General features: G+C 62.8%; 23 protein-coding genes. 12 read left to right on the top strand and 11 right to left on the bottom strand.

Annotation, left to right across the window (positions count from 1 at the left end; translation table 11 throughout):
• Positions 1–177 precede the first annotated feature (177 nt).
• From AC56QX_RS28725 to AC56QX_RS28715, 3 genes are all read left to right on the top strand, one after another.
• Positions 178–777: a superoxide dismutase gene (locus AC56QX_RS28725; RefSeq protein WP_027053553.1), complete on the top strand. Its 600-nt coding sequence runs from the start codon at positions 178–180 to the stop codon at positions 775–777.
• 161 nt (positions 778–938) lie between these two features.
• Entirely contained in the window at positions 939–1,376 is a 438-nt protein-coding gene (locus AC56QX_RS28720; RefSeq protein WP_497111855.1) for a c-type cytochrome, read from the top strand.
• Between the two features lie 9 nt (positions 1,377–1,385).
• The gene (locus AC56QX_RS28715; protein ID WP_497117944.1) at positions 1,386–2,333 is read left to right on the top strand and encodes a cytochrome c; all 948 of its coding nucleotides are present in this window, start codon (positions 1,386–1,388) and stop codon (positions 2,331–2,333) included.
• 7 nt (positions 2,334–2,340) lie between these two features.
• Here the strand turns inward: AC56QX_RS28715 and AC56QX_RS28710 are convergent, their stop codons facing one another.
• The 3 genes from AC56QX_RS28710 to AC56QX_RS28700 form a co-directional block, all read right to left on the bottom strand.
• Positions 2,341–2,730, bottom strand: coding sequence for an SET domain-containing protein (locus tag AC56QX_RS28710; protein ID WP_056563632.1), 390 nt, complete (start codon positions 2,728–2,730; stop codon positions 2,341–2,343).
• 153 nt (positions 2,731–2,883) lie between these two features.
• Positions 2,884–3,510, bottom strand: coding sequence for a LysE family translocator (locus tag AC56QX_RS28705; RefSeq protein ID WP_497111853.1), 627 nt, complete (start codon positions 3,508–3,510; stop codon positions 2,884–2,886).
• The gene (locus AC56QX_RS28700; RefSeq protein ID WP_497111852.1) at positions 3,507–5,630 is read right to left on the bottom strand and encodes a S9 family peptidase; all 2,124 of its coding nucleotides are present in this window, start codon (positions 5,628–5,630) and stop codon (positions 3,507–3,509) included. The genes AC56QX_RS28705 and AC56QX_RS28700 overlap by 4 nt, the downstream gene beginning before the upstream one ends.
• A gap of 116 nt (positions 5,631–5,746) precedes the next feature.
• Between AC56QX_RS28700 and AC56QX_RS28695 the strand changes: the two genes are divergently transcribed.
• Together AC56QX_RS28695 and AC56QX_RS28690 are read left to right on the top strand one after the other, a co-directional pair.
• A complete protein-coding gene (locus AC56QX_RS28695) occupies positions 5,747–6,115 on the top strand; it encodes an SH3 domain-containing protein (protein ID WP_497117942.1) in 369 nt (122 codons plus the stop codon).
• 435 nt (positions 6,116–6,550) lie between these two features.
• Entirely contained in the window at positions 6,551–6,976 is a 426-nt protein-coding gene (locus AC56QX_RS28690) for a Ros/MucR family transcriptional regulator (RefSeq protein WP_497117940.1), read from the top strand.
• 89 nt (positions 6,977–7,065) lie between these two features.
• Here AC56QX_RS28690 and AC56QX_RS28685 read toward each other — a convergent pair whose 3' ends face one another.
• Together AC56QX_RS28685 and AC56QX_RS28680 are read right to left on the bottom strand one after the other, a co-directional pair.
• Entirely contained in the window at positions 7,066–7,494 is a 429-nt protein-coding gene (locus AC56QX_RS28685; RefSeq protein WP_497111851.1) for a SufE family protein, read from the bottom strand.
• A gap of 100 nt (positions 7,495–7,594) precedes the next feature.
• Positions 7,595–7,945 carry a DUF5330 domain-containing protein gene (locus tag AC56QX_RS28680; protein WP_497111849.1) on the bottom strand — a complete coding sequence of 117 codons (351 nt, stop codon included), beginning with the start codon at positions 7,943–7,945 and terminating at the stop codon, positions 7,595–7,597.
• A gap of 533 nt (positions 7,946–8,478) precedes the next feature.
• Between AC56QX_RS28680 and AC56QX_RS28675 the strand changes: the two genes are divergently transcribed.
• From AC56QX_RS28675 to AC56QX_RS28665, 3 genes are all read left to right on the top strand, one after another.
• Positions 8,479–10,242, top strand: coding sequence for a sensor histidine kinase (locus AC56QX_RS28675; protein WP_497117938.1), 1,764 nt, complete (start codon positions 8,479–8,481; stop codon positions 10,240–10,242).
• Positions 10,217–11,017, top strand: coding sequence for a peptidoglycan-binding domain-containing protein (locus tag AC56QX_RS28670; RefSeq protein WP_497111847.1), 801 nt, complete (start codon positions 10,217–10,219; stop codon positions 11,015–11,017). The genes AC56QX_RS28675 and AC56QX_RS28670 overlap by 26 nt, the downstream gene beginning before the upstream one ends.
• A 69-nt stretch (positions 11,018–11,086) precedes the next feature.
• Positions 11,087–11,434: a DUF1491 family protein gene (locus AC56QX_RS28665; RefSeq protein WP_497111845.1), complete on the top strand. Its 348-nt coding sequence runs from the start codon at positions 11,087–11,089 to the stop codon at positions 11,432–11,434.
• Here AC56QX_RS28665 and AC56QX_RS28660 read toward each other — a convergent pair.
• Positions 11,412–12,443: a hypothetical protein gene (locus AC56QX_RS28660; protein WP_497111843.1), complete on the bottom strand. Its 1,032-nt coding sequence runs from the start codon at positions 12,441–12,443 to the stop codon at positions 11,412–11,414. The two genes, AC56QX_RS28665 and AC56QX_RS28660, sit on opposite strands and share 23 nt — an antisense overlap.
• Before the next feature lie 189 nt (positions 12,444–12,632).
• Here AC56QX_RS28660 and AC56QX_RS28655 point away from each other — a divergent pair, with 189 nt between their 5' ends.
• Positions 12,633–12,818, top strand: coding sequence for a hypothetical protein (locus AC56QX_RS28655; protein ID WP_497111841.1), 186 nt, complete (start codon positions 12,633–12,635; stop codon positions 12,816–12,818).
• 81 nt (positions 12,819–12,899) lie between these two features.
• On the opposite strand, the gene AC56QX_RS28650 is transcribed toward AC56QX_RS28655, so the two are convergent.
• The 5 genes from AC56QX_RS28650 to AC56QX_RS28630 all read right to left on the bottom strand — a co-directional run bounded on the left by AC56QX_RS28650 (position 12,900) and on the right by AC56QX_RS28630 (position 19,133).
• A complete protein-coding gene (locus AC56QX_RS28650) occupies positions 12,900–13,469 on the bottom strand; it encodes a DUF1254 domain-containing protein (RefSeq protein WP_497111840.1) in 570 nt (189 codons plus the stop codon).
• Positions 13,462–14,046, bottom strand: coding sequence for a DUF1214 domain-containing protein (locus tag AC56QX_RS28645; protein WP_497111838.1), 585 nt, complete (start codon positions 14,044–14,046; stop codon positions 13,462–13,464). Before AC56QX_RS28645 ends, AC56QX_RS28650 begins: the two co-directional genes overlap by 8 nt.
• A 148-nt stretch (positions 14,047–14,194) precedes the next feature.
• Positions 14,195–16,348, bottom strand: a complete 2,154-nt coding sequence (locus tag AC56QX_RS28640; protein ID WP_497111837.1) for a transglycosylase domain-containing protein — start codon at positions 16,346–16,348, stop codon at positions 14,195–14,197.
• Positions 16,349–16,570: 222 nt separating this feature from the next.
• Positions 16,571–17,503, bottom strand: a complete 933-nt coding sequence (locus AC56QX_RS28635; protein ID WP_497111836.1) for a dimethylarginine dimethylaminohydrolase family protein — start codon at positions 17,501–17,503, stop codon at positions 16,571–16,573.
• A gap of 40 nt (positions 17,504–17,543) precedes the next feature.
• Entirely contained in the window at positions 17,544–19,133 is a 1,590-nt protein-coding gene (locus AC56QX_RS28630; protein ID WP_497111834.1) for a zinc-binding metallopeptidase family protein, read from the bottom strand.
• A gap of 75 nt (positions 19,134–19,208) precedes the next feature.
• On the opposite strand from AC56QX_RS28630, the gene AC56QX_RS28625 reads away from it, so the two are divergent.
• The 3 genes from AC56QX_RS28625 to AC56QX_RS28615 all read left to right on the top strand — a co-directional run bounded on the left by AC56QX_RS28625 (position 19,209) and on the right by AC56QX_RS28615 (position 22,600).
• A complete protein-coding gene (locus AC56QX_RS28625) occupies positions 19,209–20,096 on the top strand; it encodes a LysR substrate-binding domain-containing protein (protein ID WP_497111833.1) in 888 nt (295 codons plus the stop codon).
• 226 nt (positions 20,097–20,322) lie between these two features.
• The gene (locus AC56QX_RS28620; RefSeq protein WP_497111832.1) at positions 20,323–21,417 is read left to right on the top strand and encodes an ABC transporter ATP-binding protein; all 1,095 of its coding nucleotides are present in this window, start codon (positions 20,323–20,325) and stop codon (positions 21,415–21,417) included.
• Positions 21,418–21,487: 70 nt separating this feature from the next.
• The gene (locus AC56QX_RS28615; RefSeq protein ID WP_497111830.1) at positions 21,488–22,600 is read left to right on the top strand and encodes an ABC transporter substrate-binding protein; all 1,113 of its coding nucleotides are present in this window, start codon (positions 21,488–21,490) and stop codon (positions 22,598–22,600) included.
• The last annotated feature ends 6 nt before the right edge of the window (positions 22,601–22,606 follow it).

Raw genomic sequence — 22,606 nt, 5'->3', positions numbered from 1 at the left:
CGCGCCGGCCCGGCCTTTTTGTCGCTGCGCGGTTCGCCGCGGGAAAACCGTGTGACAGTTTTCCGGAACCCGCTTAGAAAGGGTACCGGCGCTTCATTTCCGGAGTTGCCCCAGCTCAATCCAGACCTATCTTAATCCGGTATCCACACCGGATTTTTCCACGAGGGAGTACTACCCATGGCTTTTGAATTGCCCGCTCTGCCCTACGACTATGAGGCCTTGCAGCCCTACATGTCGAAAGAGACGCTGGAGTATCACCACGACAAGCACCACAAGGCCTATGTCGACAATGGCAACAAGCTGGCCGCGGAAGCCGGCATGGGCGATCTGTCGGTCGAAGAGGTGGTCAAGCAGTCGTTCGGCAAGAATGCCGGTCTCTTCAACAATGCAGCCCAGCACTACAACCACATCCATTTCTGGAAGTGGATGAAGAAGGGCGGCGGCGGCAACAAGCTGCCTGGCGCGCTGCAGAAGGCTGTCGACAGCGACCTCGGCGGCTATGACAAGTTCAAGGCTGATTTCATCGCCGCCGGCACGACACAGTTCGGTTCGGGCTGGGCCTGGGTTTCCGTCAAGGACGGCAAGCTGGCGATCTCGAAGACGCCGAATGGCGAAAACCCGCTCGTCCATGGCGCCTCGCCGATCCTCGGCGTCGACGTCTGGGAACACTCCTATTACATCGATTACCGCAACGCCCGCCCGAAATATCTCGAGGCCTTCGTCGACAGCTTGATCAACTGGGATCATGTGCTGGAACTCTACGAAAAGGCGAAGTGATCGATCGTCAGAAAGGCCCCGGCAATCCCGGGGCTTTTCTTTTTCTGTAGCGATGTCGGTGGCTGCGAAGGCCCGGAAAATCATCCGAGCAAAGGGAATAATCCGCCCGCCGCTTCCGTTAACGTCCTGTCCTGAAATGCCTTCATCATGGAGCCCAATGAATGAGAAAGCTTGTCATCGCCATCTCAATGCTCGCCTTCGCCGGTTCGGCCGCCTTTGCCGATCCGATCCTCGACCGGCAGGCTCTGATGAAGGAGCGCGGAAAGATCGTCGGCGGCTTGGCGAAAGTGGCCAAGGGCGAGGATCCCTTTGATGCTGCAGCCGTGCTTACACAACTCCAGGCGTTGCAGGCGAATGCTGAGAAGCTCGACGTGGACGCGTTGTTCCCTGCAGGCAGCGATGCCGGCGACACCACGGCGGGTCCGAAGATCTGGGAAGACATGGCAGGCTTCAAGGCTACCGAGGACAAATATCTCGCCGACGTCAAGGCCGCGACCGCTGCTGCTCCCGCCGACGTTGATGCGCTGAAGGGGCAGATCAACACCCTCGGTGGCGATTGCGGCACCTGTCACCAGACCTACCGGGTCAAGAAGGGCTGATTGCCTGACATGGCATGGCTGAAGAAGCTCGTCGGCGCGGCCCTCATTATGGGCGGCGTCGGCGCGGCTGGTGGTTGGCTGCTGTCGGCGCCGGTCAAGCTGGATGCCGCGACCCTGGCGCAACTCGGGCCGGGCGACGCGACCAAGGGCAAGCGCATTTTCTATGCCGGCGGCTGCACTTCCTGCCACGCGAAGCCGGGTTCGCAGGGCGATGCCCGGCTTCAACTGGTCGGTGGCCTCCAACTCAAGACGCCGTTCGGCACCTTCGTGCCGCCCAACATTTCGCAAGATCCCAAGGACGGTATCGGCGCGTGGTCGGTCGGGGACCTCGCCAACGCCATGCTCAAGGGCGTGTCACCGTCCGGCGAGCATTTCTATCCGGCCTTTCCCTACGCGTCCTACGCCCGCATGAAGCCATCGGACATTGCCGATCTCTACGCCTTCCTGAAGACGCTGCCGGCGGTTGCCGGCAAGGCGCCGGCCAATTCGCTCGGTTTTCCCTTCAACATCCGTCGCGGCATCGGCCTGTGGAAACGGCTCTATCTCAGCGACCAGCCTGTTGTTGCCTTGGCCGCTGGCACGCCTGAGCCCGTGATGGCCGGCCGCTACCTGGTCGAAGGGCCGGGCCATTGCGGCGAATGCCACACACCGCGCGACTTCGCTGGCGGCATCAAGAAAAGCGAATGGCTTGCCGGTGCCGTGGCCGCCGAAGGCTCGGGCATTGTGCCCAACATCACATCGGGCGCCGGCGCCGTCGCCAAATGGTCGGAAGCCGATATCGCCAACTACCTCGAAACCGGCTTCACGCCCAATTTCGATTCCGTTGGCGGCGCGATGGTCGACGTGCAGCGCAATATGGCTGAGTTGGCACCGGAGGACCGGGCCGCGATCGCCGCCTATCTCAAGGCAGTACCGCCGCACCCGAACGGTTATCCCGCACGCAAGCCGGCGAGCTAATTATCGACTACAGGTGCCGATCGCCTAGGAAGTCGAAGCCCGTTTCGAAGAAGAGATTGTAGTTGCAGGTCAACTCCTCGCCCGGTGCGATGTCGCGCAAGGCGTAGGTTTCCTCGGGCGACGAGACATCGCAATTCGGCTCGTCGTCATGGTTCATGTAGCGGGCGTCATCGGCTTCGAAGACGATATAGGCCGGGTCGCGCCGGTCGGGGTAGGAATAGCGGTCGAGATAGTTCTTCACCGGGCCGGTCTCGCCCTCATAGGTCTCGACGTCGATGATCCGGTCGAACCGGGGGTCGAGCTTCCAGATCAGTGTGCCCTTGGGGATGTGGTGCTTGGCAAAGACACCGATGCCCTGGATGGGCGATTTGTCGAGATAGACGTCGACCAGCAGCATAATGGACCCTTGTGCGAGCGTGGGCTCTGTGGCCCCGGGAAAGTCGTGCATTGGGTAACGCGCGACCATCGCAATTGCGAGTGGAAATGAGCAATTTGGAATTCAAAAAGTCATGATCGCTGAACCCAAATGTGAACGTGCTGTCCGGAGCCCTTAGCGTTGCTGCAGGGCCAGGCGGACGCCCAGGGCGCAGTAGATGCCGCCGACCACCTTGCCCTGCCATTTCAGCACTATCGGATTTCGGCGCAGGAAACTTCCGAGCCGGCCGGCGCTTAACGCAAAGATGACCGTGCTGAAAAGGCCCAGCGCGACGAAGACAATTCCCAATGCGGCCAATTGAAATATCACCGATCCGTTTTCGGGCCGCACGAACTGAGGCAGGAATGCGAGGAAGAAAAGCGCGGTCTTGGGGTTGAGCACCTCGGTCAGGACGGCCTGCCGAAACGCCTTGCCGGCGGGGATGGCGAGCGCGCCGGCGGTCGGATCGGCCGGCGTCTTCTCGATGATTGCGCGAATGCCGAGGTAAACGAGGTAGGCCGCGCCGATGTATTTTACGATGCTGAACAGTGTCGCCGACGTGGCGATGATCGCCGAGATGCCGATCATTGCCATCACAGTATGAAACATGTCGCCGGCCGCGATCCCGGTACCGGTCGCGATCCCGACCTTCGTTCCCGAACTCGCTGCCCGGGCGATCGTCAACAGCGTGGCCGGACCCGGGATAAAGACGAAGCCGAGCACGACGGCGATGTAGGCGATCAATGTCGACAGGTCGATCATCGGAGGGCCTCCTCGGCAAGCTGCGCCTTTCCAGTCACTTTCAGCGCGAAGGAGTAAGTATAGGCGATCTCCTCAAGCCTTGAGAACCGGCCCGATGCACCGGCATGGCCGGAATCCATGTTGATCTTGAACAGCACCGGATTGTCGCCGCTCTTGCGGTCGCGCAGCCGCGCCACCCATTTGCCCGGTTCCCAATAGGTGACGCGCGGATCGGTGAGGCCGGCAAGCGCCAGGATCGGCGGATAGTCGAGGGCCGCGACATTGTCATAGGGCGAGTAGGCGGCGATCGTCCGATAGTCGTCGGCCGACGCGATCGGATTGCCCCATTCCGGCCATTCCGGCGGCGTCAGCGGCAAGGTCGCGTCGAGCATGGTGGTGAGAACGTCGACGAACGGAACCTCGGCGACGATGCCGCCAAAGCACTCCGGCGCCATGTTGGCGATGGCGCCCATCAGCATGCCGCCGGCCGAGCCGCCTTGTGCGACCATACGGTCATGCGCGGTATAGCGTTCGGCCACGAGGTGGCGCGCACAGGCGATGAAATCCGTGAAGGTGTTCATCTTGTGCTCCCGCTTGCCGTCATCGTACCAGCCGTAGCCCTTATCCTTGCCGCCACGGACGTGGGCGATGGCGTAGACGAAGCCGCGGTCGACCAGCGACAGGCAGTTGGTGTTGAAGGCTGCCGGCACGGTGATGCCGTAGGAGCCGTAACCATAGAGCAGGCACGGTGCCGATCCATCGAGCGGCGTGTCGCGATGGTGCAAAAGCGAGATCGGCACCAGTTCGCCGTCAGCGGCGGGCGCCATCAGCCGCCTGGTGACATAATGGTCCGCATCATGGCCGGATGGCACTTCCTGGGTCTTGAGCAACACACGCTCGCGGGTGCGCATATTGTAGTCGAACACTTGCGCCGGCGTCGTCATCGACGAATAGGAAAAGCGCATGATCTCGGTGTCGTATTCATAAGAGCCTGACAGGCCGAGTGAGAAAGCCTCCTCGTCGAGAGACAGAAGATGCTCTTCACCGCTGGCGCGGTCGCGCACGACGATACGCGGCAGGCCCTCCTTGCGTTCGAGCCGCACCATATGGTCCTTGAAGCCGATCACCGACAGGATCAGCCGGCCCGGCTCATGCGCCACCAGTTCCTGCCAGTTGGCGCGAACCGGATCGCTTGCCGGCGCCGTCATGATCTTGAAGTCCTTGGCGCCGTCCGCATTGGTCAGGATGAAGAAAATGTCGCCGCCTTCCTCCAGCTCATATTGCAGGCCGGTCTCGCGCGCCGAAACCAGTCTGGGTTCGGCAAACGGATCGCTGGCGCTCAACAGGCGATATTCCGAGGTTTCGTGATCGTTGATGCCGATCATGATCCATTGATTGTTGCGGGTGCCGTCGACATTCATGAAGAAGCCGGGATCGGTTTCCTCATAGATCAGGCGGTCGTTTTCAGGGTCTTGCCCCAGCGCGTGGAACAGCACTTTCGACGGCCGGTGGTTGGGGTCGAGACGGGTATAGAAGAACCCGTCATTGCCCGCGTCCCACACGCCCGAACCGCCGGTGGCGGGAATCTGGTCCGCCAGTTCCTTGCCGTCGGCAAGATCGCGTACGCGCAGGGTGTAGAATTCGGAGCCCTTGTCGTCGAAGGCCCACAGCAGCTTGCGATGGTCGGCCGAATGATCGACGCTGCCAAGCCGGAAATAGGCCTTGCCTTCCGCCTCCAGGTCACCGTCGAGCACGATCTGCTCAGCTCCGCCGTCGCGCGGCATGCGGAAATAGCGCGGCTGCTCGCCGCCGAGCTTGAAGGAAGAACCGTAAGCATAGGGTCCGTCTTTCATTGGAACGGAAGAATCGTCTTCCTTGATGCGGGCCTTCATCTCCTTGAAAAGCTGTTTCCGCAGGCCTGATGTGTCGGCCATTAGCTTCGACTGGTAGGCATTCTCGGCTTCGAGTTCGGCACGGATACCCGCATCGAGCAGGGAAGGGTCCCTGAACATCTCCTGCCAGTTGTCGGCCCGCAGCCAGGCATATTCATCGGTTCGCGTGATGCCGTGATGCGTGTCGAAAACCGGCCGCTTCTCGGGTGTCGGTGGGCTGACGATCGGAAATCGGGGAGTGTTGGTCATTGCGTCTCACTTGGGAAATATCTTGAATGGTGAATGAACACGCCGATCAGGGTGGGTTCAAGGGCCGCAGCCTAGAGGTGATGTCGGTTCGATGAGATGGGCCGGGAGGAAAGATGATGACTGTTCGATCTCGGATTGCCGCAGCCTTCGCCGTTGCTTCGCTAACTCTGGTCTTTGCCGGCCAGTCTCATGCGACCGTATTCGCGGCTTGGCAAGTGGCCAATGTGCCGTTCGGCGACACGCTCAATGTGCGTAAGTATCCGTCCGGCACATCGCAGAAGCAGGCCGCATACCCGAACGGCACCGTCCTGCAGATGACCGGACGCTGCACCGGTGGCATAAACCTCCTCGATATCGCCAATCAACCAGCATGGAAGCAACAGCAGACGGTTCGCTATCGCTGGTGCGAGGTCTGGCACGACCCGGCCAAGAACGGGGCCTTCGTCACCGGCTGGGCCTACGGCAAGTACATCGCCCCGTATTGATCCCCCCTGCGATTGTCCTGCGACGGCATGTCGCCTGGTTGCCTGCGAAAAAGATGAGCGGCAACCTGAGGTTTTGTGGACAGATGTGAACAACCAAGATTGTCGCCTCGATGGCAAAGCAAACCAGAGCATTGAAATCTGCTTTGTGAGTTATCGCGAATGTAACGATCAGCTGACGTAACGTCAGGCGTTCCCGGTTTGGCGGGCGAAATATCGAAAAATTACATGATGCACGAAAGTTTGAAGCTGATTGCCGAATAGTTGATCAACATTCCCAAATATAATGCAAAGAGCGAATTGACTTACTTGCTCTATGGTCGCATTGATGTGCCCGCGACGCGAATCGTAGCAACTCTACCTGCTCAAAATTCGCGCAATGCCCTGCCTGTAAAAAAGGGCGCAGATCGACGTAACTCTTGTTGGGGCCTGAAGACCATGGATATTGTCGAAACACCTTCCAGAAACGCTGACGCGCTGATCGAGTTGACCGCCGATGTGGTGGCCGCTTATGTCAGCAACAATCCCGTGCCGGTCAGCGAACTGCCGAACCTCATATCAGATGTCCATGCCGCTCTCGGGCGTGTGGGCGGAACCGCCGAACAGCCCCCTGCCGACAAGCAGAAGCCGGCTGTCAACCCGAAGCGCTCGGTTCATGACGACTACATTGTCTGTCTTGAAGACGGCAAGAAGTTCAAGTCGCTCAAGCGTCACCTGATGACCCACTATGATCTGACGCCGGACCAGTATCGCGAAAAGTGGAATCTCGACCCGAGCTATCCGATGGTTGCACCGAACTATGCGGCAGCCCGCTCGCAGCTCGCCAAGAAGATGGGCCTTGGCCGCAAGCGCAAGGCGCGGTAACCGCCTGCTCTGTCAGGCCGAACCGACATCAACGGCGCCTTCGGGCGCCGTTTGATTTTGGCGACGTGACGGGACCGTGCCGGCCGAAGTCAGGCGGTCTGCGCGAGCGCCATCTCGGCATCGCGCTTGATGCGCTTGACCATCGAGCGAAGACCGTTGGCGCGCTGCGGCGACAGGTGCTCGTCCAGGCCGAGTTCTTTCAGCGTCGCGTCCGCATCGGTTTTCTGGATCTCGCTGGCGGTCCTTCCGGAAAACAGCACCAGCATGATCGCCACCAGCCCGCGCACGATATGGGCGTCCGAATCGCCCGTGAAGATAATGACCGGATCGCTGCCCGGACCCCGTTCGGTGGTCAGCCAGACCTGGCTGACGCAGCCCGGCACCTTGTTGGCTGCATTGCGCTCCTCGTCGGGAAAGGGCGGCAGCGCCTCGCCCAGTTCGATCACATAGCGGTAGCGGTCTTCCCATTCGTCGAGGAACGAAAAATCGTCGCGGATCGTCTGGATCGTCGTCGTCATGACCCGGATATAGTCATGCAGCGGTGCCGCGTCACGGAAAAAACAAGGACACCGCGGGCGTCGAGAGGGCAGACGGCCCGCGGTGCGCCGTCGAGACGGCTTAATTCTTTATCGGCAGGTTGACGGTCTCGGGCAGGACAATCTCTTGCGGCACGCTGCCCGTCATTGTCGAGGTGTCGGGGCCGGCGGACTTGTCGTCCAGCATGGCGGCCGCGATCTTGGCGGTCTCCTTGGCGCGCGCGGTGATGGTGTGCATCGCCGACTTGCCGGTTTCACAGACATCTGGCTTGCGCTCGCAGATGCCGGCGATGTCGCCCACCGCGTCACGGGCCGCGAACAGGGCCTGGATCGGCCCGACGCTGTCCTGCCCCGGCTCGTTTGAACCGACGCTCAGCGGCAGCGCCAGCAGTACCAGTGAAAACCAGAAAGCCATTCTTATCAGGAAGAACATGCCTCGCCTCTCGTCGTGACCGGATCATGCATCATATGGCATGACCTCTTTTATGGGCAGGATGTTGCCACACAGGCACGAAGGACGGCTTGCAGGTTCGCCGAGAATTTTCCTCAAATTTTAGGCAAATTCGAAACGAAGCGTTTTGCCATGGATTTGTTTCATATCGGGACAATTTTGGTTACGCCGTGATAACCATTTATCTGATTGGTTCCATTGCATTTTCTCTAGATTAAGCCACTTTTCGCCGCGCCCATGGTCCGCTGACGGCAGGCGTTCTCGGATAACCCTCCATTTACTATGGCGGCATTTGCACGGGTTTTCGGCGGCAAGCATCCCGATATTTGCCACAGGCCGGGCTTTGGTCGGCCCTGCCTTATCCATTCCTTAAACGCTGGATGAGAGTTTCAGAGCCAATCAAAACAATCTGCAAAAGCAGAGCTGTTGACGACGAGTGCGAGTGCGTTGAGTTGATGCCGATCAAGGCCAAATACGCTGAATTGCCTGGCGCGATTGCCGCCGGTTGCGAACGTATGGTCCATCCCTCTATTCTCGGGCAGAGCGGGCGCGAGCGCCAGCGCCGCTTCATCGGCGTCATGCTGGCGGCGCCATTCTTTGCTGCCGGTGCCGCGGTCACGCTGGTTACGTCAGGCATGGGTGCCGCGGTGACCATGGCCGCCATCTTCGCGGCCTTCGGTCTGTGCTGGTTTATCGCCCTGCTGGTGGCGGCGACCGGCAGGATGGCCACGGCGGCACCGATCGCCCTGGCGATGGCGGCTGTTGCTCTCGGCGGTCTGATCGCCGCGGCCGGCGGGTTGAGTTCTCCTGTCGCCATGCTTGCCGTGGCGATGCCGTTCGAAGCCTGGTGGATCGGCGCTTCGCGGCGTGCGGCCCTGTGGGGAGCGGTCTCGGCGATTGCCGCCATTGCCCTTCAGCCTCTGGCTGCGACTTTCTTGCCCTTCGCAGGCGCGCAGATCGCCGCCTGGCATTGGCTGATGCCGCTGGCCTGGGCGCTGACGCTGATCCCGCGCCTGTCGGCGTTTCGCGATAGTGCCGGTGTGGCTGATACGCTGGATAGCGGTGACCGGCTGGAAGACATCATCGACGCGGTGGTCTTGCGCGTCGCCCGCCATGGTGAGGTGCTCGATGCCTCGGCCAAGGCGCGCACGCTTTTGAAATTGCCGCCGGAACTGCTTTCCGGAACCGGCCTCTTCGACCGCGTCCACCTGTCGGACCGTGTCTCCTATCTCAGCGCCCTGGCCGACATGCGCGATGGTGCTGCCTCGCGCCGCCTCGAATTGCGCATCAGGCTGCCCCAGAACGGCAACGGCCAGAATGACAGTCGCCAGAATGACAATCGCTTGATAGCTGACAATTATCGGCCGTTCCTGCTCGAACTGCTGCGCGCCCAGGAACAGGACGACGTCTTCACGCTCATCCTGCGCGAGAATGACGAAACGGCCCGGCTGCGTGAGGAACTCGCGCAGGCCACTGAAGCGGCAGCCGCCGCGGAGGTGGCCAAGGGCCGGTTCCTGGCCGTGGTGAGCCATGAACTGCGCACGCCGTTGAACGCCATCATCGGCTTCTCGGACATGCTGCTGCACGAGATGTTCGGCGCCTTCAAGGATCCGCGCCAGAAGGAATATGTCGGTCTGGTGCGGGATTCGGGTCAGCATCTGCTGGCCGTCGTGACATCCATACTCGACGTGTCGCGGATCGAATCCGGCGCCTACGCGGCGGAACCGGAGCCGTTCCGGTTCATGGAAGCCGTCGACATGTGCCAGTCGATGATGAGCCTGCAGGCGCAGGCCAAGAACATCGACCTGCAGACGCAGATCGCTCCCGACGCCGGCGACATCAATGCTGATCGCCGCGCTGTGCAGCAGATCCTCATCAACCTGGTCTCCAATGCGATCAAGTTCACGCCTGACGGCGGCGATGTCGTCGTCGGCGCCAAGCGGATCGGCTCGCGCCTGCATTTCTGGGTCAGGGATACCGGCATCGGCATTGCCGAGGAGGATTTCGCCAATCTCGGCAAGCCCTTCATGCAGATCCAGAACGACTATACGCGCCGTTTCGAGGGGACCGGCCTTGGCCTGTCTCTGGTGAAGGGGCTGGTGGCGCTGCACGAAGGCACCATGTCGATCGAAAGCATGCCGGGCGAGGGCACCACGGTGACCATCAGCCTGCCGGTCAACGGGCCGAAGGGGCGCCCGGCGAACCAGGCAGGGGTGCTGACGATGCCGGTGACGAGGGCGAAAGGGGACAGAAATGGCTCGCTCCGCAAAACAGCCTAAGGCGGTCAAACGCCGCAGCAACGCCTTTCAGGACGGCGCCATCGCCGTCGGCGGGATGATTTCGCGCAATCCCGTACTGGTGGGTGGATCGACGGCATTTTTGGTGACGCTGTTCTATGTCTCCGCGAATGCGCTGTGGTATCAGCCCTTCCCGCATGCCGGGGCGTTCTTCGCCACCCGCAGCATCCAGGCTTTTCCGCACGCCGCGGCCGACGAACCGGAGACGACATTCAACATCGAACGACCCAATGCTGCGCCGGCGCCGGTCAAAGGCGATCCGGTGGTCGAGCAGGTGCAAGGCATATTGAAGGACCTCGACTTCTATCCCGGCACGGTCGACGGCATTTCCGGCCCCAACACGCGCAAGGCCATACAGGCCTATCAGCAGAAGGTCGGGCTCAACGCCTCCGGCGAGATCGACGCGCTGCTGCTGGACCAGCTTGGCGCAACGCCTAAGACCGCTGCCGTGCCCAAACCACAGCCTCGTCCCGACGTGGCGCCGGCCGCCGTGCCGGTGTCGTTGCAGACAAATTCTGGGCAAACGAATTCAGGGCAGGCGGATGCGGCCCCGACCCAGGGACCCGATCCCCGCATCGTCAAGATCCAAGCCGGGCTCAAGGCGTTCGGCAATGACGATATGCAGCTGGATGGTGTCGTCGGCGCGCGCACCAAGGCGGCGATCAAGGAATTCCAGTCGCTGTTCGGGCTGCCGCAGACCGGCGAGCCCGACGAGATCGTCTACGTCAAGATGCGTGAGATCGGCCTGACCAACTAACCCGGAAATGACGGCTCGCCGAGCGGCGGAAACGGCGATACATAGCCCGCACGCTTCCGGAGTTCTCTCATGCGCGTCACATCGGATTTCTGGGTCTCGGCCCTGGTGCGCCGGGTTTTCGGCGCCGGCGGATTTGCCGCCGTGGTCAATCGCGGCGCGACCGAGGCCGGTGCTGTTTTCGTGCTGGCGCGGGACAGGCTGGGCGAAATCGCCCTCTACGGGCCGGCGCCACAGACAAGCTATGATTCGGCCAAGCCCGACGACCGCTTCTTCAGCCTTCTCGCCGCCGGCGATGATCCAGCCGTGCTCGATGCCCGTCTTGAAAGGGAAAAGAAATTCGATCCCGACATCTGGGTGGTCGAGATCGAGGCCGGGACCGTTCCCGTCGAGGAGCTTATTTCCGTGAAGACGCCCTGAGGCTGGGGGCGGCTTCGTCGCTGTTCGAGGCCATGCGGCTGTCGCTGTTTGCGGGTGAAGCGTCACGAACCATCCTGGACAACGTCTCGGCTTTCCACCCCCGCACCCTGTCCAGCGCCACATCGCGATGCAGCAGACGGTAGCGGTCGAGGTAGGTGCGGATGGCCTGCGGATGCGGAAACAGGCTGGGATAGATGGCGACCGTGATCAGGAAGGCCCTGTCTTCGCTGAAGTCGAGCGAGCGCAGCGCCGCCAGCAGTGAGGCATAGTTCTGGTTGGCGGTCAGCGCGCGCGCGGTCGAGAAATCAATGTCGAGGGCGTCCGCCAGCGCGGTCTGGAAGAAGGCGGCGTTTCCCGTCAGCGCCGTCTCGCGCAGTTTGACATAGGTATCCGAGCCGGGGAACGCATCGACCTTGGCCGCCAGAGCTTCGTCGCCGGTGCGCATCATGGAACGCAGCCTGCGCCGCGCATTCTCGGCGGCAGTGCCGGGGGACTGTTGGCTTGTCGCGCTGTCCTCGACCGGTTCAGCATTTGCGGCTGCTGCAGCTGGCACCACGGCGGCTTGCGCCTCCGGTTCCCGCACCCGCACCAGTGTCGGCCGTTCGAGCGCCCTGATCAGATCGGCGATGGTCGGGTTCAGGTCCTTGCGGCGCGCAATGGCGCGCGCATGCGGCAGGCCGTGCCGGCCGATCAGCGCGATCAGGTCGATATCGCTGACGGCGCGTGAGCGGATCAGCAGCGGCGCGGCAATGTCGACCGGTTCTTCGCACAGGCGGCGCACGAGCGCCGCGGGGGCATATTCGCATTCGGAAAGCGCGGCTGCCACGTAGCGCCGCGATTCGACGGACACATCGTCGAACAGCGGCAGCGTCAGGTCTTCAAGCTGGCCGATCTCACGGCGGGACGGCCGGGTCAGCGAACAGAACGCCGACACCGCGGCGCGGAACAGCCTTTCGGCCTTGCCCGATTCCGTCCGTATCGCGATTTGCCTGAAGTCCGAAGATGACACGAAGGATACCCGATACTCGATACACAGCCTTGATCATGCTCAACCGGGACCATGTCGGTTTCGCGACTATCAAGAACAAAGATCAAGTTAGCGGCGATCCGTTAGCGCTCCGTTAACCCTCTGCCGGCCTTAATGATTTTTGGAGGCGTTGCGTTGTGCTCCGGGGAAACCGAGAGGAATGCGCGAATCATGGGCATGGTACTGTCTTTCGTGCCGCGTGCGGCACCGACCAATCGAGCCAAGCAAACCACCGAAATACCGGCGGCGGTGATCATCTTTCCCGGCATCCGCTATGAGCGGTCCAGTACCGGCGAAGCGCGGCCTGCCGGGCCCGACAAGCCGGGATCGCCACGGACGCCGATGCCGCACCACTGAGTCTTCACTAGGCGGCGACCCGCGCACCAGGCTGCATCCGCTGCCGGCTTTCCTGGTGCGGATATCAGGCCTTGATCTGGTCTAGAAATCCTGCAGCTCGCAGGAACTCTGATCGAGAAAGCGCGACACGATCGGCTTCCAGCTATCGTCCGGGACGAAACTGCGGATGACGAAGATGCCTTCGTCGATCGGCGCTTCGACGAAGATCGCCCCCTGCAGATCCTCGGGCAGGTCCTTGCGCACGTCGATCATCTGCGCCGGCGTCAGCACCACGGCGTCCAGCTTGCCACCGGTCGCCGTATGGTCGTTGAAGGAATAGATGTTGTGGCCGTTGCGGTCATAGACCGATACCGACCAGAAGGGGACATTCCCCGGCGCCTTGATCCGGACCATGCCTTCCTCGAGGTCGAACCGGCAGGCCGTGGCGTAGAACAGCGGGTCGACCGATTTCACCACCGGCGCGCCGCCTGCCTCGGCATCGAGCCGGTTCATCCTGTAGAGATCCGACGCCATCGACAGTCGCGACCAGGCGTCGCGCTCCGAAAACTCCGGCACCAGGAGCAGCACCACGATGTGCACGATGCCGGCGCCGACGAGGCCGAGCAGGACGGCGTGGAATAGGCGGCGCAGCGCGGCCAGGAGATTACGCATCGCAGCCGGCCTTCACGATCCTGGGCAGCGAAACGTCCGACAGGCCGGTGCTGCTGGCGATAGGCGTGTCATAGAAGGTCAGGACGAAATACATCCGTCCGGAACCATCGGTCAGAAGCCAGTTGCCTTGCATCGGGTGATGGCCGACCGAGACGATCACTGAATTGTCGGCCTGGCGCAGCACCTCGTAGGACTGAAGTGCTGCAAGTCGCGGCTTGCCGGTCTCGACGACGCCGAGCGATTGATCGGCGGCATAGAGCGTCCAGAAGCGGGCGGTCGGAAATCCGCCCTCTATTTTGTAGCTGCATTCCCGCTTGAGCTGGTCGCCGGCAGCGTCATTTTCCGCGACGAAGGACAGGCCTTCGGCGCGGCCGAGGGCAAGCACGCCCTCGCGCGCCACGCGCGCCTTGGAATAGGGGTCGGCGGCCGGCGTGCCGATGTCGGGGAAGGCGGTCCATTGGCCGATGCGGATCGCGCCGACGCCGTCCTGGATCTTCAGCGCATACCAGACGCTGGCGCCGCCGCCGCCAACGGCTATGGCAAGCGAAAGCAGCGTCAGGAAGGCATTCTTGAGCATGAAGGGCCGGTTGAATGAAGGAGTGCCGATCGGGGATATCGCGGCGCAGGGCCTCGTGGCAAGCGGAGGCTTCCGATTAGGGGGTAAGAGCTGTGGTTAGGTGCGGCTTTCGCTTCTCCCGCAAGGGCGGGAAGGAAAGGCGCCACAATCACAGCGCCGAAAGCGTTTCGGGTGGCGTGGAGGCGTCGAGTTTGGGGGCGGACTGGAACAGCTGCGTCATGTCCCTCAGCGTTTGCGTGGTCCGGCTGGACAACACCGCCGGGCGTTCGGCGGCCGCGTCGGCAGCAGCTTGGTCCTCGCTCTTCTTCTGGGCTTCAGCGGCCTTGGCCGCGATCTCCTCGTCGACGAACGGCTTGTCGATGCCCGGGATCGGCTTCAGGTCGATGTTCTGGTGCGCGTAGACCATCAGGCGCTGCCACACCATCGCCGGCAGCGAGCCGCCGGTCATGTTCTTGGTTGGGGTGAAATCATCGTTGCCCAGCCATACGGCCGCCGTGTAGTTGCCGGTGAAGCCGACGAACCAGGCGTCGCGATAGGATTGCGTCGTGCCGGTCTTGCCGGCGACGACGATGTTGGGAATGAGCGCCCGCCGCGCTGTGCCTATCACCGGTACGGCCGCAAGCATGGTGTTCATCGATTTCAGCGCCTGCTCGGAGAGCACCCGGTGCGGCGGCGGCGCATCCTTGGTCCAGTCATACACCACGTCGCCGGTGCGGGTGACGAGCTGGGTGATGCCGTGCCGGGAACCGACGAAGCCGTTCTGGGCGAACACGCTGTAGCCCGTCGCCTGGTCCATCACCGTCATGCCCGAAGTGCCGAGCACCATGGTCTTGTGTCCCTCGAGCGGCGATTCAACCCCGAAGGATTCCGCCATCGCCTTGATCGGACCGATGCCGAGATGGTCCTTGGCCAGCCGTACCGGCACGGTGTTGATCGACTTGGCCATCGCCATCAGCAGCGTGATATTGCCCGCCGACTCGCCACTGTAATTGTGTGGCGACCAGTTGCCCCAACTGATCGGGCCGCCTGATATGATCGAGTTGGGCGTGAAACCGTGTTCCATCGCCGTGGCGTAGACATAGGGTTTGAACGACGAGCCGGTCTGGCGCAGCGCCTTGGTGGCGCGGTTGAACTGGCTGGCGCCGTAATCGCGGCCGCCGACGATCGCCCGCACCGCGCCATTGGTCTCGATGACGACCACTGCGCCTTCGGTGACGTTGTACTCCTTGCCGAACTGGCGCAGGTGGAACTCGACGGACTCTTCCGCCGCCTTCTGGATGTTGGCGTCGAAGGTGGTGTGGGCAACCAGAGAATGCTGACCGGGCTTGGCGATCTTCTTGACCTCGTCGAACGCCCAGTCGAGGTAATAATCCGGGCTTTTCTGTTCGCCGCGGTCGACGACGTCGGCCGGATGCAGCCTAGCCTGCAGCACCCGGCCCTCGGTCATGAAACCGGAATCGACCAGGTTGGACAGCACCACATTGGCGCGGGCACGCGCTGCCGGCAGGTTGATGTGGGGGGCGTATTTGGTCGGCGCCTTGAACAGGCCGGCCAGCATGGCGGCCTCGGCGAGGTTCAGGTCCTTGACGCTCTTGCCGAAATAGAAGTCTGCCGCCGCCTCGATGCCGAACGTGCCGCCGCCCATATAGGCGCGGTCGAGATAGAGCTGCAGGATTTCCTTCTTCGATAGATTGGCTTCGAGCCAAAGCGACAGGAAGGCCTCCTTGATCTTGCGCTCGAAGGTGCGTTCATTGGTCAGGAACAGGTTCTTGGCCAGCTGCTGAGTGATGCTGGAGCCGCCCTGGACGACCGAATTCGCCCGCACATTCTCGAAGATCGCGCGCGACAGGCCGAGCACATCGATGCCGTAGTGATCGAAGAAACGCCGATCCTCGGTGGCGAGCACCGCCTTGATGACGTGATCGGGCATCTCGTCGACCGGCACGGAATCGCGCTGGATGATGCCGCGCTGGCCGATCTCGTTGCCGTAACGGTCGAGGAAGGTGACGGCGAAGTCGCCCTGGGCACGCCAGTCGCCGGTCGTATCCTGGAAGGCAGGTATCGCCAGCGCCAGCATCACCACGATGCCGCCGGCGCCGAGCGTGAAACCTTCGCTCAAAAGTTCGATGATGACGCGGCGCCAGCCCTTCAGGCGGAAGCGCCGCGAGAAGATCGTTGCGCCTTCCCAGAACTGCCGTGCCTTGAAGCCGATCTCGTAGAGCGAGGAATCGACCCAGGCGTCCACCGCCAGAAGGCGGGAGGCGATCGCACCTCTTCTCTTGCGCGGTTCAGGGCTGACCATTCAAAAACCCGGCTCGGCTGTGGCGTGACCTGAAAACCGCAAGCCGGCAATTTCAGGGCAGCGCCCTGTTCCGACTATTCATCCATTTTGTGGACGCTCACAAGGGCGGCGAGGACACAGCCGCAAGGTTTGTCGATGAAAAAGCAGGCAACCGGTGACACGGTCGCCCGCCCGTCGGATTCTTGATCCGGCGGGCGAGGGCGGTTTGTCGTTCCCGGGCTGTCAGGCCGCTTCGCGCTTCAGCGCCTGCGCCATGCAATGGATGCCGCCGCCGGTCTTGGAGATCTCGCTCATGTCGACGGCCGCGACCTCGAAGCCGCGTGCCTTGAGCTGGCCGATCAGCGTCTGGCTGGAGGTCGGCGCGATCACCCTGTCCTTGCCGAGCGACATGAAGTTGCAGCCGAGCGCCATCGTGTCCTGGAACGGCACGTCGATGATCTCGTGGCCCTTGCCCTTCAGCCAGTCGACGATGCCGGGTTCGGTGCAGGCGAGGCAGACGGCGGTGAGCTTTTCGGCGATCGGCACCACCATCAGGTCGATATGGACGTAATATTCGTCGATGAAGGCGAGACGCGTCTCCCAGCCCTCCTTCTCGAACCAGGACTGGACCTGGCGGGCACCTTCTTCCTGCGTGCGGGCGCCGCCGCAGCCGATCAGCACCACACCCTCTTCGATGACGTTGAAGTCACCACCCTCGAAGGTGCCGGCGGTGACCATGTCGTAGATCGGGATGCCGAGTTTCTCGTAGGTGCGGATGGCGGCATAATTCTCGCCGCGCCGCCACCAGTTGGCCATGGCGGTGATGAAGGCGCCATAAGGCGTCATGACGCTGGAATCGCGGGAATAGACCTGCATCGGCAGCTCCGGCGTCGGCTCGTGCCAGTGGATGTTGACGCCGAAATGCTCATAGGCGGCGACCAGGTCCTTGTGCTGCGCCTGGGCGATCTGGACGTTGCAGGGCGCCTCGCGCAGATGTTTTCGCGACAGCGAACTGGTCGACAGATGGCGCAGGAAATTCGGCGATCCAAGCAGCACGTCGGTCAACACATCGGTTTCGTTGGCGAAGCCCCAGGCGGTGAGCGGCTTGGTGCCGCCGGCCGGATTGCGGCGCTGCAGCGAAAACGGCTCGGCGACGATGCGATCATGAACGGTCATGCGGTTCTCCTCATGGGCTTGTTCTCAAGAGTTGGTCGGGTCATGCATTGCTTGGGATCCACCAGTCGCGCCCGCGCGCGGTGGTGACATATTCCGGCCAGCGGAAATGGATCGGCGGTTCGTAGTCGCAGAGCGGCGCGATCCAGTTCGAACCGTCAACACCGCCGCCGGTGCGGGTGACGAACTCGTCCATCGCCGCATCGTGGGCGGTTCTGTCCTCGAGCAGCCGCAGCGCCGCCAGCGCGATCGTCTTGGCCGCGCAGGTGACCATCGGGTCGATGGTGGCGGGAATGCCGCCCAGCGCATTCATCACCCAGGAAGGATAGGCATGGCCATTGGCCGAGCGCAGCGCCGGACGCGCGACATAGAAGCGTGCCGTCGGCGCATGCCAGCTCATGTCGGTATAGTCGTCGGAGGTCGAATTCACCTGCGAAGGCGGCAGGTCGCGGCGCAGGATGGCCTCGGCCTCCTGTGGCGAAATCAGTCGCTCCAGCTCATCGATGAACGGGTTTTCGGTCGCGGCAGCTCCGGCATTGACCTGGATTTCGCGCCCGATCGCCCTGGCCGTCTCGTCCCAGCGTGGCGGCCCGACCGTCGACAGCGCTTCATAGGCAATCTCGGCCATGGCGTGATTGGCCAGCCCAGGCCGCGACTTCGATACCCAATGGCGTTCGTATCGGCACCCGCTCATCGTGGCGGCCGCGGCCGCATTGCGGTCGAGCACGGCGGTCACCTGCTCGGCCATGCCGATGGTCGGCACCCGGATCATGTACTGGATCTCGGCCAGCCCCGCCGGCAGATTGTCGGCGGTCGCCTGGCCGGCCGTCAAGATCGCCTCGCTGATCGACCAGCCGCCCTGATGCGGCAGCATGGAATCGCGCAGCGCCTTGGAGGCCATGTACATCATCATCAGCGCGTCGTTGGCGCCCGGTGCCCGCACGGCCGAATGTGCCTGCGGGATCGGTGCGCCGTCACCCGCAGCGCGCGCCCAATTCTGCGGCTCGTCGCAGATGAAGCGGTAGATCATGGCGTAGGCGGCGCCACAATGCGTATCCCAGCGCGCCGTGTTGCAGAGCGGCAGCATGTAGAAGGGATGGAAGGAGATCATGCCGGCAAGGCCGTCATAATAGCCTTTTGCCGCATGGATCGGCTTCGAGCCGCGCACCTTCTCGGCCGGCTCGCCGGTGAAGCGCAACGTGCCCGAAATACCGTGCCGCTGCATCGCCGCCTTGGTGGCCAGCAGGCCGCCGAGGCTCGCCATGCCGAGCCCCGAATGCGGGTCGGTGTGGCCGCCGGCCTCGATGCCAAGGCCGGGCCGCGGCTGCTTCACAGTCACCGCGTCCTGGCAATTGCCGGGCACCGCGTCATATTCGGCATACATGCCGATGGTCGGCCCGGCGCCATTCGTCCAGTGGGCGCAAAATGCGGTCGGCATGCCGCCGGACCCTTCCTCGACGGAAAAGCCCTCAAGCTTCAGCCGCGCCACATACCAGGCGGCGGACTGGTATTCGCGCCAGGCGGTCTCGCCGAAATCGAAGATGGTGCGCGTCCACGCCGACAGCAGCGGCTGGATGCCGTCGAGGCAGGCAAGGGCGGTCTCTTGCGCTGATGTCGCCACCGGTTTGTCCATCCCTCAAAGAAAGCAGTGAAGCGGCTCGCCAAAAAGTGATATGTTTTCCCGGTTCGTGCAAATTCGGTTCACCTCTTGAGAATTCCATCCACGCAAGCGCTGCGCGCGCTCGACAGTTTCGCCAGGCATGGCAGCGTCTGGCGTGCCGCCGACGAACTGCACCTCACCCGCAGCGCGGTGAGCCACCAGTTGCGGCTGTTGGAACGCGATCTCGGCTTCGATCTCCTGCAGCGCATCGGTAAAGGGGTGGCGCTGACGCCGCGCGGCCAGCGCTACGCGGCCGATGTCAGGAAGGCGCTGACCGTGCTCGGCGACGCGGGGACGCAAAACAGCGGCGCCGGCGTCGGCGGTTCCTTCGCCATTTCCTGCCCTCCGGGCTTCGCCTCGATGTTTCTGTGCAGCCATATCGGTGAATTCCAGCAGATGTACCCTGACGTGGCGCTCTCGGTGCTGACGCCGCGCCGGCTCGACGACGTCTCGAATCCGGACGCCGATGCCTTCATCGCCTTTGGCGTCGGCAACTGGCCGAACCGGGCGGTGGAACTGCTTTGCGAAGTCCACTTCACGCCGCTTTGCAGCCCGACGCTGCTCAACAAGGTGGGCGGATTTTCCAAACCCGCCGACGTATTGCGCGCCAACCTGCTCCATCTCGGCGACACCGAGGACTGGGCGCGCTGGCTGGCGCTGTCCAAGGTGGAGAATCCCGATACCGAAGGCGGTATCTTCTTTTCCGACATGAACCTCGTCTTTTCGGCGGCGGTCGCCGGGCAGGGGATTGCCATGGGCGACGAGCTGACCGGCCGCCGGGCGCTGAGCGAGGGCCGGCTGGTGAAGCCGTTTGAAGCCTCGGTGCCTTCGCCACGCTCTTATTTCCTGGTCTTTGAGCACGCCAAGGCCAGCCATCCCGTGCTCAATGCCTTCAGCGACTGGCTAAGGGCGAAGCTCTCGGAGAACCGGCTCTAATCTCCCCCTCGAGGGGGAGATGGCCGCGAAGCGGCCAGAGGGGGTCGGTTCGACTGGGCTCGGCCTGCTGCGGCGGATGAAGGTTGGCGCTCCACGCGCGGCGACCCCCTCTGTCGCCTTTCACCACGCACCCGTGAATCAAATTTGCCGATCAGGCGAAAACTATTCGGTTGCGGTGAGCCGCGGGCCTGCCTACGATTTCGCCAGAGACTGAGGAAGAGGCAGGATGCAGCAACCCGGCCGGGCCGCAGAGATCAAGGCAATCGGGATCGGCAAGAGCTTCGGCTCGTTCCGTGCGCTGGACGATCTGTCGCTCAACATCGGCCGCGGCGAATTTCTGACGCTGCTCGGCCCCTCCGGCTCGGGCAAGACCACGTTCCTGATGATCCTGGCCGGCTTCGTGCAGCCGAGCGAAGGAAAGCTTTTCAGCGACGGCACCGACATCACCGACCGCCCGGCCGAACAGCGCGCCGCCGGCATGGTGTTCCAGGGCTATGCCCTGTTCCCGCATATGAGCGTCGAGGCCAATATCGCTTTCCCGCTCAAGGTGCGCAAGAAATCGGCCGCCGACATCAAAAAGCGCGTCGGTGAGATGATCGAGCGCGTCGGTTTGATCGGCCACGAGAAGAAACTGCCGTCGCAGCTTTCTGGTGGCCAGCAGCAGCGCGTGGCGCTTGCCCGGGCGCTGGTGTTCGAGCCGGGCGTGCTTTTGCTCGACGAGCCGTTTTCGGCGCTGGACAAGAGCCTGCGCGGCCAGATGCAGGCCGAGATGAAGCGCCTGCACCAGGAAACCGGCACCACCTTCGTCTTCGTCACCCACGACCAGAGCGAGGCGCTGGCGCTGTCGTCGCGCGTCGCCATCTTCAACCACGGCAAACTGCTGCAGGTCGGCGCGCCGGACGAGGTCTACGACCGGCCGGACAACCGTTTCGTCGCCGAGTTCCTCGGCGAGATCAACATGCTGCCGTTGAAGGGCGTCAAGCCCGCCGACAATGGCTCGACCGGGCTCTGCGAGGACCGCGCGGTCAGCATGCACTGCAAGGCCGAGAAAGTCCGTGGTGACGCCATCCTGGCGATCCGGCCCGAACACATGTCGATCGCGCGCGAGGCGGCCGTCGGCGAGAACGGCATTGCCGCGACCGCCATCGCCTCGACCTATATGGGGGCGGCGACCAAGCTCGACCTGACCACGAAGCAAGGCGCCAAGGTGACCGTCTCGGTGCCGAACGAAGTCGCCGCCGCCGCACTCAGCAAAGGCAATTCCGTCTGGCTGACCTGGCCGGCGGAAAAAGGTTTCCTCCTTCCGGACGGAGGACAATGAGCGCCGACGCGGCCTGACTTGCCGCACCGGCTTTCCGGATTGAAATCAACTAAAACAAAGGGGAACTGACATGAACGATACCAAGAAACAGGCCATCGAAACGCTGTCCGAAAGGACGAGACGCGGCGAGATTTCGCGCCGCCAGTTCACGCAACTCGCGGCCCTTGTGCTTGCCGGCACGCCGATGCTGCTGCGCTCGACCAGTGCCTTTGCGCAGGCCAAGGAACTGGTGCTGGTCAACTGGGGCGGCGATGCCATTACCGCCTATGATGCGGCCTATGGCCAGGCTTTCACCAAGGACACCGGCATCACTGTCAAGATGGACGGCTCCGGCCCGACCGAAGGCGCGATCTCGGCGCAGTTCAAGAGCGGCGCGCCGACCTGGGATCTGGTCGACGTCGATCCGTTCTCGGCCATCACGCTCGGCGCCCAGGGCGCGCTGGAGCCGATCGACTATAAGATCGTCGACAAGACGAAGATGCGCCCCGGCTTCGGCTGGGAGTTTGCCGCTTCGACCTATTTCTTCTCCTATGTCATCGCCTATGATTCCGAGAAATACGGCAAGGACGCCCCGACCGGCATGGCCGACTTCTTCGACGTGAAGAAGTTCCCCGGCAAGCGCTCGCTCTACAAATGGGGCGTGTCGAGCTGGGAAGCGGCCCTTTTGGCCGACGGCATCGCGCCGGCTTCGCTCTACCCGCTCGATCTCAAGCGGGCACATGACAAGATCGCCGCCTTCAAGGAAAACGTCGTCGCCTACTGGGGTGGCGGCGCCGAGAGCCAGAGCGTGCTGCTCAATGGCGAAGCCTCGATGGCTATCGTCTGGTCGACCCGCGCTTCGCTGATCGAGCAGGATTCCGGCGGCAAGATCAAGTTCATCTGGGACCAGGGCCTGATCTCGCCCGGCGCGCTGGCCGTGCTCAAGGGCAACCCGGGCGGCAAGGACGCGGCGATGAAGTTCATCGCCAGCGCCCAGGATCCGCAAAAGCAGCTCGTCATGTTCGACAAGCTGGGGCAGGGCCCGGCCAATCCGGCGGCTGACGCGCTTATCCCTGCAGACAAGAAGCGCATCAACCCTGTCGATCCGGAGAACATGAAGAAGCAGATCGCGCTCGACATGGATTGGTACGCCAAGAACTATGGCGCCGCGCTCGACGAATACACCAAGATCATCTCGGCCTGACCAAGG

It is taken from the genome of Mesorhizobium sp. RCAM 06353, assembly GCF_059683585.1.
This window is presented reverse-complemented; position numbering and strand designations above follow the sequence as displayed.